13 protein-coding genes and 1 tRNA gene are annotated in these 12,723 nt (G+C 51.9%); 9 read left to right on the forward strand and 5 right to left on the reverse strand.

Features of this window, described 5'->3' with window-relative positions; translation table 11 throughout:
- Positions 1–3: 3 nt before the first annotated feature.
- The 9 genes from proX (at position 4) to FQ015_RS23890 (ending at position 9,105) form a co-directional block, all read left to right on the forward strand.
- A complete protein-coding gene (proX, locus tag FQ015_RS23845; RefSeq protein WP_001216531.1) occupies positions 4–996 on the forward strand; it encodes a glycine betaine/L-proline ABC transporter substrate-binding protein ProX in 993 nt (330 codons plus the stop codon).
- 191 nt (positions 997–1,187) lie between these two features.
- Positions 1,188–2,579, forward strand: a complete 1,392-nt coding sequence (locus tag FQ015_RS23850) for an MFS transporter (RefSeq protein ID WP_237427094.1) — start codon at positions 1,188–1,190, stop codon at positions 2,577–2,579.
- Entirely contained in the window at positions 2,497–3,234 is a 738-nt protein-coding gene (gene ygaZ / locus FQ015_RS23855; protein ID WP_000445658.1) for an L-valine exporter subunit YgaZ, read from the forward strand. Before FQ015_RS23850 ends, ygaZ begins: the two co-directional genes overlap by 83 nt.
- A complete protein-coding gene (gene ygaH / locus FQ015_RS23860; RefSeq protein WP_105278425.1) occupies positions 3,224–3,559 on the forward strand; it encodes an L-valine transporter subunit YgaH in 336 nt (111 codons plus the stop codon). Before ygaZ ends, ygaH begins: the two co-directional genes overlap by 11 nt.
- Positions 3,560–3,649: 90 nt before the next feature.
- Positions 3,650–4,180, forward strand: coding sequence for a multidrug efflux transporter EmrAB transcriptional repressor EmrR (gene emrR, locus FQ015_RS23870; RefSeq protein WP_000378442.1), 531 nt, complete (start codon positions 3,650–3,652; stop codon positions 4,178–4,180).
- A 126-nt stretch (positions 4,181–4,306) separates the two neighbouring features.
- Positions 4,307–5,479, forward strand: a complete 1,173-nt coding sequence (gene emrA / locus FQ015_RS23875; protein ID WP_001295175.1) for a multidrug efflux MFS transporter periplasmic adaptor subunit EmrA — start codon at positions 4,307–4,309, stop codon at positions 5,477–5,479.
- Between the two features lie 16 nt (positions 5,480–5,495).
- Positions 5,496–7,034 carry a multidrug efflux MFS transporter permease subunit EmrB gene (gene emrB / locus FQ015_RS23880; protein WP_032184969.1) on the forward strand — a complete coding sequence of 513 codons (1,539 nt, stop codon included), beginning with the start codon at positions 5,496–5,498 and terminating at the stop codon, positions 7,032–7,034.
- Positions 7,035–7,288: 254 nt separating this feature from the next.
- Positions 7,289–7,996, forward strand: a complete 708-nt coding sequence (locus FQ015_RS23885; RefSeq protein WP_039021927.1) for an RNA ligase family protein — start codon at positions 7,289–7,291, stop codon at positions 7,994–7,996.
- On the forward strand, positions 7,993–9,105 hold the full coding sequence (locus FQ015_RS23890; RefSeq protein WP_039021926.1) for an ATP-binding protein: 1,113 nt from the start codon (positions 7,993–7,995) through the stop codon (positions 9,103–9,105). The genes FQ015_RS23885 and FQ015_RS23890 overlap by 4 nt, the downstream gene beginning before the upstream one ends.
- A 44-nt stretch (positions 9,106–9,149) precedes the next feature.
- Here FQ015_RS23890 and luxS read toward each other — a convergent pair whose 3' ends face one another.
- From luxS to FQ015_RS23915, 5 genes are all read right to left on the reverse strand, one after another.
- A complete protein-coding gene (gene luxS / locus FQ015_RS23895) occupies positions 9,150–9,665 on the reverse strand; it encodes an S-ribosylhomocysteine lyase (RefSeq protein WP_039021925.1) in 516 nt (171 codons plus the stop codon).
- A 149-nt stretch (positions 9,666–9,814) separates the two neighbouring features.
- Positions 9,815–11,371 (reverse strand): glutamate--cysteine ligase, encoded by a 1,557-nt coding sequence (gene gshA, locus FQ015_RS23900; protein WP_160524578.1) that lies wholly within the window; start codon positions 11,369–11,371, stop codon positions 9,815–9,817.
- A 72-nt stretch (positions 11,372–11,443) separates the two neighbouring features.
- Positions 11,444–11,872 (reverse strand): YqaA family protein, encoded by a 429-nt coding sequence (locus FQ015_RS23905; RefSeq protein WP_039021924.1) that lies wholly within the window; start codon positions 11,870–11,872, stop codon positions 11,444–11,446.
- The gene (gene yqaB, locus FQ015_RS23910) at positions 11,869–12,435 is read right to left on the reverse strand and encodes a fructose-1-phosphate/6-phosphogluconate phosphatase (RefSeq protein ID WP_039021923.1); all 567 of its coding nucleotides are present in this window, start codon (positions 12,433–12,435) and stop codon (positions 11,869–11,871) included. The genes FQ015_RS23905 and yqaB overlap by 4 nt, the downstream gene beginning before the upstream one ends.
- A gap of 210 nt (positions 12,436–12,645) precedes the next feature.
- A tRNA-Arg gene (locus FQ015_RS23915) sits at positions 12,646–12,722 on the reverse strand.
- Position 12,723: the final 1 nt, after the last annotated feature.

Below are 12,723 nucleotides of genomic sequence, written 5' to 3' on the forward strand. Positions count from 1 at the left end.
ACAATGCGACATAGCGTACTTTTTGCGACAGCGTTTGCCACGCTTATCTCTACACAAACTTTTGCTGCCGACCTGCCGGGCAAAGGCATTACTGTTAATCCGGTTCAGAGCACCATCACCGAAGAAACTTTCCAGACGCTGCTGGTCAGCCGCGCGCTGGAGAAATTAGGTTATACCGTCAATAAACCCAGCGAAGTGGATTACAACGTTGGCTACACCTCGCTTGCTTCCGGCGATGCAACCTTTACCGCAGTGAACTGGACGCCACTGCATGACAACATGTACGAAGCTGCCGGTGGCGATAAGAAATTTTATCGTGAAGGAGTATTTGTTAACGGCGCGGCACAGGGTTACCTGATCGATAAGAAAACCGCCGACCAGTATAAAATTACCAACATCGCGCAACTGAAAGATCCGAAGATCGCCAAACTGTTCGATACCAACGGCGACGGTAAAGCGGATTTAACCGGCTGTAACCCAGGCTGGGGCTGCGAAGGTGCGATCAACCACCAGCTTGCCGCGTATGGACTGACCAATACCGTGACGCATAATCAGGGGAACTACGCAGCGATGATGGCTGACACCATCAGTCGTTACAAAGAGGGTAAGCCGGTGTTTTACTACACCTGGACGCCGTACTGGGTGAGTAACGAACTGAAGCCAGGGAAAGATGTCGTCTGGTTGCAGGTGCCGTTCTCCGCACTGCCGGGCGATAAAAATGCCGATACCAAACTGCCGAATGGCGCGAATTATGGCTTCCCGGTAAGTACAATGCATATCGTTGCCAACAAAGCCTGGGCTGAGAAAAACCCGGCGGCAGCCAAACTATTTGCCATTATGCAGTTGCCGGTGGCAGACATTAACGCCCAGAACGCCATCATGCATGACGGCAAAGCCTCAGAAGGCGATATCCAGGGCCACGTTGATGGCTGGATCAAAGCCCACCAGCAGCAGTTCGATGGCTGGGTGAATGAGGCGCTGGCAGCGCAGAAGTAATTTTTATTCGGGCGGATAAGGCGCTTTTGCCTCATCCGCCGCTCTGTACACAATGCCTGATGCGACGCGGCCGCGTCTTATCATGCCTGCAAACCACACCGCACATTTCAACAATCTATCTTTCATCCCATATTCATCAACATCCGCTATTATTGATTTCCAGCTTAATCATCACCTGATGAACAAAAATAATGACTAAACCTAATCATGAGCTTAGCCCGGCACTGATCGTGCTGATGTCTATCGCCACCGGTCTGGCGGTAGCCAGTAACTATTACGCCCAGCCATTACTCGACACCATCGCGCGTAACTTTTCCCTTTCCGCCAGTTCGGCGGGCTTTATTGTTACCGCCGCGCAGTTGGGCTATGCCGCAGGTCTGCTGTTTCTTGTTCCCCTCGGTGATATGTTTGAACGCCGCCGCCTGATTGTCTCGATGACCTTACTGGCAGCGGGCGGTATGTTGATTACCGCCAGCAGTCAGTCGCTGGCGATGATGATCCTCGGTACGGCATTAACCGGTTTATTCTCGGTCGTGGCACAAATTCTGGTTCCGCTGGCAGCGACGCTGGCTTCACCGGACAAACGCGGCAAAGTGGTCGGCACCATTATGAGCGGGCTGCTGTTGGGGATCTTGCTGGCACGAACCGTTGCCGGTTTGCTGGCAAACCTCGGCGGCTGGCGCACCGTCTTTTGGGTTGCCTCGGTGTTAATGGCACTGATGGCGCTGGCATTATGGCGTGGTCTGCCACAAATGAAATCAGAAACCCACCTCAACTACCCGCAGTTGTTAGGTTCCGTTTTCAGCATGTTTATCAGCGATAAGATCCTGCGCACCCGCGCGTTGCTGGGCTGCCTGACCTTTGCCAACTTCAGCATTCTCTGGACCTCAATGGCCTTTTTGCTCGCCGCACCGCCTTTTAATTACAGCGATGGCGTAATTGGTCTGTTTGGACTTGCAGGGGCTGCCGGGGCGTTAGGCGCTCGTCCGGCGGGCGGTTTTGCCGATAAGGGCAAATCGCACCACACCACAACTTTCGGTCTGCTGCTGCTGTTACTTTCATGGCTTGCTATCTGGTTTGGCCACACTTCCGTACTGGCCTTGATTATCGGCATCCTGGTGCTGGATCTCACCGTGCAGGGCGTGCATATCACTAACCAGACGGTAATTTATCGAATACACCCTGATGCGCGTAATCGCCTGACCGCAGGTTACATGACCAGCTACTTTATTGGCGGTGCCGCTGGTTCGCTAATTTCAGCCTCAGCCTGGCAACATGGCGGTTGGGCTGGCGTTTGTCTGGCTGGCGCGACGATTGCCCTGGTTAACTTACTGGTTCTGGTGGCGAGGTTTTCATCGTCAGGAAGCCGCAATTTAAGCAATCAGCAACCGTTTTCGTGGCTTTACACTTATAAGGGTGTTAAGAAGCCCATCAGTCTGATAAGGTTAAGATATTCATTCAGTCTATTTATAATATTAACAATCGTTAAGCGTACACTCTATGGAAAGCCCTACTCCACAGCCTGCTCCTGGTTCGGCGACCTTCATGGAAGGATGCAAAGACAGTTTACCGATTGTTATTAGTTATATTCCGGTGGCCTTTGCGTTCGGTCTGAATGCGACCCGTCTGGGATTCTCTCCTCTCGAAAGCGTTTTTTTCTCCTGCATCATTTATGCAGGCGCGAGCCAGTTCGTCATTACCGCGATGCTGGCAGCCGGGAGTAGTTTGTGGGTTGCTGCACTGACCGTCATGGCAATGGATGTTCGCCATGTTTTGTATGGCCCGTCACTGCGTAGCCGTATTATTCAGCGTCTGCAAAAATCGAAAACCGCCCTGTGGGCGTTTGGCCTGACGGATGAGGTTTTTGCCGCCGCAACCGCAAAACTGGTACGCAATAATCGCCGCTGGAGCGAGAACTGGATGATCGGCATTGCCTTCAGTTCATGGTCATCGTGGGTATTTGGTACGGTAATAGGGGCATTCTCCGGCAGCGGCTTGCTGCAAGGATATCCCGCCGTTGAAGCAGCATTAGGTTTTATGCTTCCGGCACTCTTTATGAGTTTCCTGCTCGCCTCTTTCCAGCGCAAACAATCTCTTTGCGTTACCGCAGCGTTAGTTGGTGCCCTTGCAGGCGTAACGCTATTTTCTATTCCCGTCGCCATTCTGGCAGGCATTGTCTGTGGCTGCCTCACTGCGTTAATCCAGGCATTCTGGCAAGGAGCGCCCGATGAGCTATGAGGTTCTGCTGCTTGGGTTACTGGTTGGCGCGGCGAATTATTGCTTCCGCTATTTGCCGCTGCGCCTGCGTGTGGGTAATGCCCGCCCAACCAAACGTGGCGCGGTAGGTATTTTGCTCGACACCATTGGCATCGCCTCGATATGCGCTCTGCTGGTTGTCTCTGCCGCACCAGAAGTGATGCACGATACACGCCGTTTCGTGCCCACTCTGGTCGGCTTCGCGGTACTGGGTGCCAGTTTCTATAAAACACGCAGCATTATCATCCCAACACTGCTTAGTGCGCTGGCCTATGGGCTCGCCTGGAAAGTGATGGCGATTATATAACCCACAAGAATCATTTTTCTAAAACAATACATTTACTTTATTTGTCACTGTCGTTACTATATCGGCTGAAATTAATGAGGTCATACCCAAATGGATAGTTCGTTTACGCCCATTGAACAAATGCTAAAATTTCGCGCCAGCCGCCACGAAGATTTTCCTTATCAGGAGATCCTTCTGACCCGTCTTTGCATGCATATGCAAAGCAAGCTGCTGGAGAACCGCAATAAAATGCTGAAGGCTCAGGGGATTAACGAGACGTTGTTTATGGCGTTGATTACGCTGGAGTCTCAGGAAAACCACAGTATTCAGCCTTCTGAATTGAGTTGTGCTCTTGGATCATCCCGTACCAACGCGACGCGTATTGCCGATGAACTGGAAAAACGGGGTTGGATCGAACGTCGTGAAAGCGATAACGATCGTCGTTGCCTGCATCTGCAATTAACGGAAAAAGGTCACGAGTTTTTGCGCGAGGTTTTACCGCCACAGCATAACTGCCTGCATCAACTCTGGTCCGCGCTCAGCACAACAGAAAAAGATCAGCTCGAGCAAATCACCCGCAAATTGCTCTCCCGTCTCGACCAGATGGAACAAGACGGTGTGGTTCTCGAAGCGATGAGCTAACGCGTCATCTCGCTCAAAAATCCAGATTTATAACAGAAAAAATGACCGGCCAGCATCGCAACATGCTGGCCTTTTTGGCAAGCAGGTCGGCTCAGCCGATGAGTTAAGAAGATCGTGGAGAACAATATGAGCGCAAATGCGGAGACTCAAACCCCGCAGCAACCGGTAAAGAAGAGCGGCAAACGTAAGCGTCTGCTCCTCCTTCTCACCTTGCTCTTTATAATTATTGCCGTAGCGATAGGGATTTATTGGTTTTTGGTACTGCGTCATTTCGAAGAAACCGATGACGCATACGTGGCAGGGAATCAGATTCAAATTATGTCTCAGGTGTCTGGCAGCGTGACGAAAGTCTGGGCCGATAACACCGATTTTGTAAAAGAAGGCGATGTGCTGGTCACTCTCGACCCGACAGATGCTCGCCAGGCGTTTGAAAAAGCCAAAACGGCACTGGCTTCCAGCGTGCGCCAAACCCACCAGCTGATGATTAACAGCAAACAGTTGCAGGCGAATATTGAGGTGCAAAAAATCGCCCTCGCGAAAGCACAAAGCGACTACAACCGCCGTGTGCCGCTGGGCAATGCCAACCTGATTGGTCGCGAAGAGCTGCAACACGCCCGCGACGCGGTGACCAGTGCCCAGGCGCAACTGGATGTCGCCATTCAACAATACAATGCCAATCAGGCGATGATTCTGGGGACTAAACTGGAAGATCAGCCTGCCGTGCAACAGGCTGCCACCGAAGTACGTAACGCCTGGCTGGCGCTGGAGCGTACCCGTATTGTCAGTCCGATGACCGGTTATGTCTCCCGCCGAGCAGTACAGCCTGGGGCGCAAATTAGCCCAACGACGCCGCTGATGGCGGTCGTTCCAGCCACCAATATGTGGGTGGATGCCAACTTTAAAGAGACGCAGATTGCCAATATGCGTATCGGTCAGCCGGTCACCATCACCACCGATATTTACGGCGATGATGTGAAATACACCGGTAAAGTGGTTGGTCTGGATATGGGGACAGGTAGCGCGTTCTCGCTGCTTCCGGCGCAAAACGCCACCGGTAACTGGATCAAAGTCGTTCAGCGTCTGCCTGTTCGTATTGAACTGGACCAGAAACAGCTCGAGCAATACCCGCTGCGTATCGGTTTGTCCACGCTGGTGAGCGTCAATACCACTAACCGTGACGGTCAGGTACTGGCAAATAAAGTACGTTCCACACCGGTAGCGGTAAGCACCGCGCGTGAAATCAGCCTGGCACCTGTCAATAAACTGATCGACGATATCGTAAAAGCTAACGCTGGCTAATCCAGAGGTGCGTGTGATGCAACAGCAAAAACCGCTGGAAGGCGCGCAACTGGTCATTATGACGATTGCGCTGTCACTGGCGACATTCATGCAGGTGCTAGACTCCACCATTGCTAACGTGGCGATCCCCACTATCGCCGGGAATCTGGGCTCATCGCTCAGCCAGGGAACGTGGGTAATCACTTCTTTCGGGGTGGCGAATGCCATCTCGATCCCGCTTACCGGCTGGCTGGCAAAGCGCGTCGGGGAAGTGAAACTGTTCCTCTGGTCAACCATCGCCTTTGCTATTGCGTCGTGGGCGTGTGGTGTCTCCAGCAGCCTGAATATGCTGATCTTCTTCCGCGTGATTCAGGGGATTGTCGCTGGGCCGCTGATCCCGCTTTCGCAAAGTCTGTTACTGAATAACTACCCGCCAGCAAAACGCTCGATCGCGCTGGCGTTGTGGTCGATGACGGTGATTGTCGCGCCAATTTGCGGCCCGATCCTCGGCGGTTATATCAGCGATAATTACCACTGGGGCTGGATATTCTTCATCAACGTGCCGATTGGCGTGGCGGTGGTGTTGATGACACTGCAAACCCTGCGCGGACGCGAAACCCGCACCGAACGGCGGCGGATTGATGCCGTGGGGCTGGCGCTGCTGGTAATTGGCATCGGCAGCCTGCAGATTATGCTCGACCGGGGTAAAGAGCTGGACTGGTTCTCATCACAGGAAATTATCATTCTCACCGTGGTGGCGGTGGTGGCTATCTGCTTCCTGATTGTCTGGGAGCTGACCGACGATAACCCGATAGTCGATCTGTCGTTGTTTAAGTCGCGCAACTTCACCATCGGCTGCTTGTGTATCAGCCTCGCGTATATGCTCTACTTCGGCGCGATTGTTCTGCTGCCGCAGTTGTTGCAGGAGGTCTACGGTTACACGGCGACCTGGGCAGGTTTGGCCTCTGCGCCGGTAGGGATTATTCCGGTGATCCTGTCGCCGATTATCGGCCGCTTCGCGCATAAACTGGATATGCGGCGACTGGTAACCTTCAGCTTTATCATGTATGCCGTCTGCTTCTACTGGCGTGCTTATACCTTTGAACCGGGTATGGATTTTGGCGCGTCGGCCTGGCCGCAGTTTATCCAGGGCTTCGCAGTGGCCTGCTTCTTTATGCCGCTGACCACCATTACGCTGTCTGGTTTGCCACCGGAACGACTGGCGGCGGCATCGAGCCTCTCTAACTTTACGCGAACGCTGGCGGGGTCTATCGGCACATCCATCACCACCACCATGTGGACTAACCGCGAGTCGATGCACCACGCACAGTTAACCGAGTCGGTAAACCCGTTTAACCCGAACGCTCAGGCGATGTACAGCCAACTGGAAGGGCTGGGGATGACGCAACAACAGGCATCAGGCTGGATTGCCCAGCAGATCACTAATCAGGGGCTGATTATTTCCGCCAATGAGATCTTCTGGATGTCAGCCGGGATATTCCTCGTCCTGCTGGGGCTGGTGTGGTTTGCTAAACCGCCATTTGGCGCAGGTGGCGGTGCGGGCGGTGCGCACTAAGGTTGTTAAAGGGAGCTGCGGCTCCCTTTTTATTTGCTCATTCTGTAAACGGTTGTTTTATCATCTCAAACGGTGTATCTTTTCGCCGCCCCAAACTCTTCCATTCACCATTAACCGGTTCTGAGCATTCGCTCAGGTTGTTAACTCACTTTTTTCTTCGCCCTCGCTTTCGCGGGTGATACTCACATTTTTTTAACCCCATAACTCGCACCCTCGCGGGCGTACGTTTATTACACAAAAAATAATGGATTATTATGAATACCCAACGTAAATACGGGAGAACCTGGCATTACCCCTTCTCCCCTGGCACCACCAGCGATGACCGTATTAACACCGATTACTGGCAGGATTTACAGGCCATCACGCAATTGGTGCACACAGAAAAACTCGACGGTGAAAATAACTGCCTTAACCGCTACGGCGTGTTTGCCCGTTCCCATGCCGCGCCTACACAATCGGCATGGACCTATAAAATTCGCCAACGCTGGCAACTGCTGAAAAACGATCTCGGCGATCTGGAGTTGTTTGGTGAAAATCTTTATGCCGTTCATTCGATTGAATATCGCGCCCTGGAGCAGGATTTTTATCTGTTTGCCGTTCGCTGCCAGGATATATGGCTGAGCTGGGAAGAGGTGCAGTTTTACGCCGCTCTGTTTGATTTCCCCTGCGTTCCCGAAATCTCCGGCCCGCAGCCGGGGAATGATGAAAAAAGCTGGCAACGTGATTTTCTGGCGCTGACCAATGCGCGCGGCGCGTTCGATCCCTGGGATACGCAAACCGGGCAACCCTGTACGCTGGAAGGCATTGTCAGCCGGAATAGTGATGCGTTTTCCGTCGCTGACTTTTCGCATAACGTCTTCAAGTATGTACGCAAAAATCATGTCAAAACCACCGAGCACTGGAAACGCCACTGGCGACGGGCGCGGATGGCCCATGAGTTCGCTTATGGAGAACAGTCATGATTTGGCAACTTACCGACGACAAACGCTGGTCGACGCTACGCCAGCGTTTTAGCTGGGTTGAGGATATGCATAACACGCCGCAAGCCCCGGAGCATCATGGTGAAGGCGACGTTGGTGTGCATACTGAAATGGTGCTGAACGCACTCGTTGCGATGGCTGAGTTTCAGCAACTCCCCGCTCAGCAGCAGGAAATTTTATGGGCGGCGGCGTTATTGCATGACGTTGAAAAGCGCAGTACTACCGTGCAGGAAAACGGACGTATTCAGTCTCCAGGCCATGCTCGTCGGGGTGAATTGACGGCCCGACAAATTTTATGGCGCGATATCCCGACGCCGTTCGTGCTACGCGAGCAAATTGTTGCACTGGTGCGTCTGCATGGGTTACCGCTATGGTTACTGGAACGTCCGGAACCGGAGCGTTTGCTGCTCACGGCTGCAATGCGTATCGACACACGTCTGCTCGCTTTGCTTGCTCGTGCCGATCTGCTTGGTCGCCATTGTCATGATCAGCAATCAATGCTGGAACGCATCGAGCTGTTCGAGCTATTTTGCCAGGAGCAACAATGCTGGGGAAAAGTGCGTTCATTCGCTTCGGATTCCGCACGCTGGCATTACCTGACCCATGAACAAAGTTCTCCTGATTTTGTTCCCTGGGAGGCTGAATCTTTTGAGGTTATTTTGCTGTGTGGTTTACCGGGTATGGGCAAAGATCGCTTTATCAGTGAACAGTGCCAGAGAGTGAACGTTATCAGCCTTGATGATATGCGGCGGCGAATCAATGCCAGTCCGGACGACAAAACCGCCACCGGGCGTATTGTGCAACAGGCAAAAGAAGAAGCGCGCGTTTTTTTACGCCAGAAGAAGCCGTTCATCTGGAATGCAACGAACATTACCCGCCAGTTGCGTAGCCAGCTCATCAGTCTGTTTACGGCTTACGGTGCACGAGTAAAAATCGTTTATCTGGAAGTACCGTGGGCGCAATGGAAGCAGCAAAATGCCAGGCGCGAGTATGCCGTTCCTGAAGCGGTCGTGATGCGGATGGCCTCAAGGCTGGAAGTTCCTCAACCTGATGAAGCACATAGCGTGGAATATCGGGTGACTGACAGGTAATAAAAACCGGGCGGTGATATCACCTGCCCGGCCTCTTCAATTGACTAGATGTGCAATTCCTGCAACTTTTCTTTCGGCAGCGCCAACTCTTCGTTGCTGTTGATGCGTACGTCACGTTCCAGGATATTACGCGCAATATCCTGCGCTTCCTGCAACGAATGCATCTGATAAGTACCACACTGGTAGACGTTCAGTTCCGGGATCTGATTCTGATCCTGCACTTTCAGCACGTCTTCCATTGCCGCTTTCCAGGCATTAGCGACACGCTGCTCATCTGGCGTACCAATCAGACTCATATAAAAACCGGTGCGGCAGCCCATTGGCGAGATATCGATAATCTCAACGCCATTACCGTTAAGATGGTTACGCATAAAACCAGCAAACAGGTGCTCCAGGGTATGGATCCCTCTTTCTGGCATCACTTCTTTGTTCGGCACGCAGAAGCGCAGATCGAACACGGTGATTGCGTCGCCATGCGGGGTGTTCATTGTTTTCGCCACCCGAACTGCAGGCGCTTCCATCCGGGTATGATCGACTGTGAAGCTATCTAACAACGGCATTTAGCCACCTCCGGTAATTTTTTTAAAAATTTTCTGAACTCTTTCTTCCCAGGCGAGTCTGAGTATATGAAAGACGCGCATTTGTTATCATCATCCCTGAATTCAGAGATGAAATTTTGGCCACTCACGAGTGGCCTTTTTCTTTTCTGTCAGGCGTGTTTTTCCAGCCACACCGCAAACGGTTCGGTATCAGCGGCTTCCATTTCCTGCTGACGGCGTACAGACGCCTCGCGCTCGGCTACAAAATCCTCTTCACGCAGAATTTCCAGCGGCTCTTCACGCAGCAGATTACGGTACGCTTCAGCAAACGCTTTACCTGTTCCGCCAATACCAGTATCAATCATAGACCTTAAGATACGGGCAGAGAAAGTCAGATCGGGATTATCGAAGCAGGCGACCAGTTCATCACACACTTTCTGGTACGCTTCGCCGCCGTTAATGCTATCCAGCGTTTGCGCCACGCGTTTTAGATCGCGGAACAAATCTTTCCCCACCTGCGGCAACGGGAACTGCGCGGTTTCGCAGCCGATACCCAGCGTCAGGCCCGGTTTGCGACCTTCGAGGATCACCCGGTTCCAGTTAACGCGTGTACAGGCAAGTTCGCTACTGCTCATTTCCGGTGCATCAGCCAGCGCACACCAGACCATAAACAGGTCGAGGAATCGCACCTGTTGTTCATCTACACCAATCGGCGAGAACGGGTTGATGTCCAGCGAACGCACTTCAATATATTCAATGCCGCCACGTAACAGTGCATCAGAAGGCGACTCGCCGCTGCGGGTAACGCGTTTTGGACGAATAGGCGCGTACAGTTCGTTTTCAATCTGCAGCACATTGCTGTTGATTTGCAACCGCTTACCGTCTTTCTCAATACCAATCTTTGCGTACTCTTCCGATGGCGTTTTGATTGCCTGTTTAAGGCCCGCTACGTACTCGTAGAGATCGTTAAAGGTGATACCAAGATTGCTTTGCGATTTGTTGGTATAGCCAAGATCGCTCAAACGAAGAGAGGTCGCATACGGCAGGTAATACATACCGCACTCAGTTTTCTCAAACGGCAGCGACGTTGGTTTTCCTTGCAAGAAAGAAGAACAAATCGCCGGAGACGCGCCAAACAGATAAGGAATGACCCAACCGAAACGATAGTAATTGCGAATAACGCGGAAATAGCCCTCAGAAATTTTCTCTTTGGCATCAGCGCCCGAGATATCGCCGCACTTCGCTTGCCAGAATGCCATGGGCAAAGAGAAATTGTAGTGCACGCCGGAAATGGTTTGCATCAGCGCGCCATAGCGATTTTTCAGCCCTTCACGGTACAGCGTTTTAAAGCGTCCGGTGTTAGAAGTGCCGTACTGTGCCAGTTCGATGTCCTGACCTTCTGCGATATAGCATGGCATACTTAACGGCCACATCCGCTCATCGCCCATATTGCGCGCCGTATAGAGATGCAGATCGCGCATAAAGGTCAGCATATGTTCAATATCACCATCCACTGGTGTAATAAATTCCAGCAATGCTTCCGCAAAATCGGTAGTAATCCATTTATGCGTCAGTGCGGAACCTAATGCTTCAGGATGACCTGTTGTTGCCAGTGTGCCATCAGCATTAACACGCAAAGTTTCGCGCTCAAGCCCACGCTGTATCCCCTTTAACGCCTGAGGATGTTTTTCCAGCCAGGCCAGCGCCTGTGATACGTCCGGGATCAAATTGACCTCCCGCCTGTCAAAATCGTTTTAATTAGCATAACTGTAATGGTGACCATGTGTGCAGGCCTACAATTAGTGCCACCATATCATGCCCTGAACGGTCGCTGCTGCAACTGCAACATAACGTAACGCTTTACCAAGACACAAAAAAAAGATTACTGGCCCCCAGGAGATGCGCATCCATCCCGCTAACAGACACAGTAAATCACCAACCACGGGCATCCAGCTTAATAATAGCGTGACTGCACCATAGCGTTTCAGCCAACCAGTAGCTTTCTCTTGCCAGCGCGATGTTTTACGCAATGGAAAGAAACGCCCAAGGATAACGTTAGTTAACCCTCCAAGGCTATTACCCATTGTTGCTGTTAACACTAAAACCCAGGGATGACTTACCCCGGAAAGCAACATTGCAACCAGCACGACTTCGGAATTACCGGGTAATAGTGTAGCGCTGAGGAAACTACTGGCAAACAACGATAAAAGCGATAAAGCTTCACTCACAGCAAGCGAACATCCACAGCGTCCATGCCTGCAGCACGGGCCGCCTGAATACCGAAATCAGCATCTTCAAAGACCACACACTGTGTTGGTTGCACGCCCATATGCTGCGCGCACAACAAAAATGTGTCTGGCGCAGGTTTATGATGTTTGACGTGATCGGCAGCAACGACGGCGTCAAAATAACGGCGTAATCCCAGGTGCGTTAGCAGTGCCTCAGCGATGGCGCTTTCACTCCCCGTTCCTACAGCCATTGGTCGACGTCCGTGCCAGCTTTTCACCACTTCAACAAGGGGGAGTGGTTCGACGCTATCGAGTAACATGCTTCTGACTGCTTCTGTTTTTTCACGCGCCAGCGCATGCGGGTCGAGATCGGCCTGATTCAGTTCAATAATCGCCTGAGCAATGCGCCACGTGGGCGAGCCATTAAGCGCAATCATCGCCTGAACATCGTACTGAAGACCATAGTGTCCTAATACTTCGCGCCACGCTTTACGGTGCGTAGGCTCCGTATCCAGGATTGTGCCATCCATATCAAAAATTAAACCTGCATAACGCTCGTACATGGTCTTCTCGCAAGTCGAAAAATATGACGCTACTTTAGCGTAATTGCTTGATTTTGTCGCTGATGGCGAAGGAGAAGAATATTCAGGTTATAGATAAAGTAGTTATTTAGAAATGAAATATTTTTGAAGGAAATTTGTGGGAGAAGATGGTGCCTGCGGTTAGTACCGCTACCTCTTCGATACGTTCATTGCTGAAGGTTACGGAGAATATGGTGCATCCGGGAGGATTCGAACCTCCGACCGCTCGGTTCGTAGCCGAGTACTCTATCCAGCTGAGCTACGGATGCA

Origin of the sequence: Escherichia sp. HH26CH (assembly GCF_009820205.1) — a bacterium.
GTDB classification, from domain to species: Bacteria; Pseudomonadota; Gammaproteobacteria; order Enterobacterales; family Enterobacteriaceae; genus Escherichia; species Escherichia coli_F.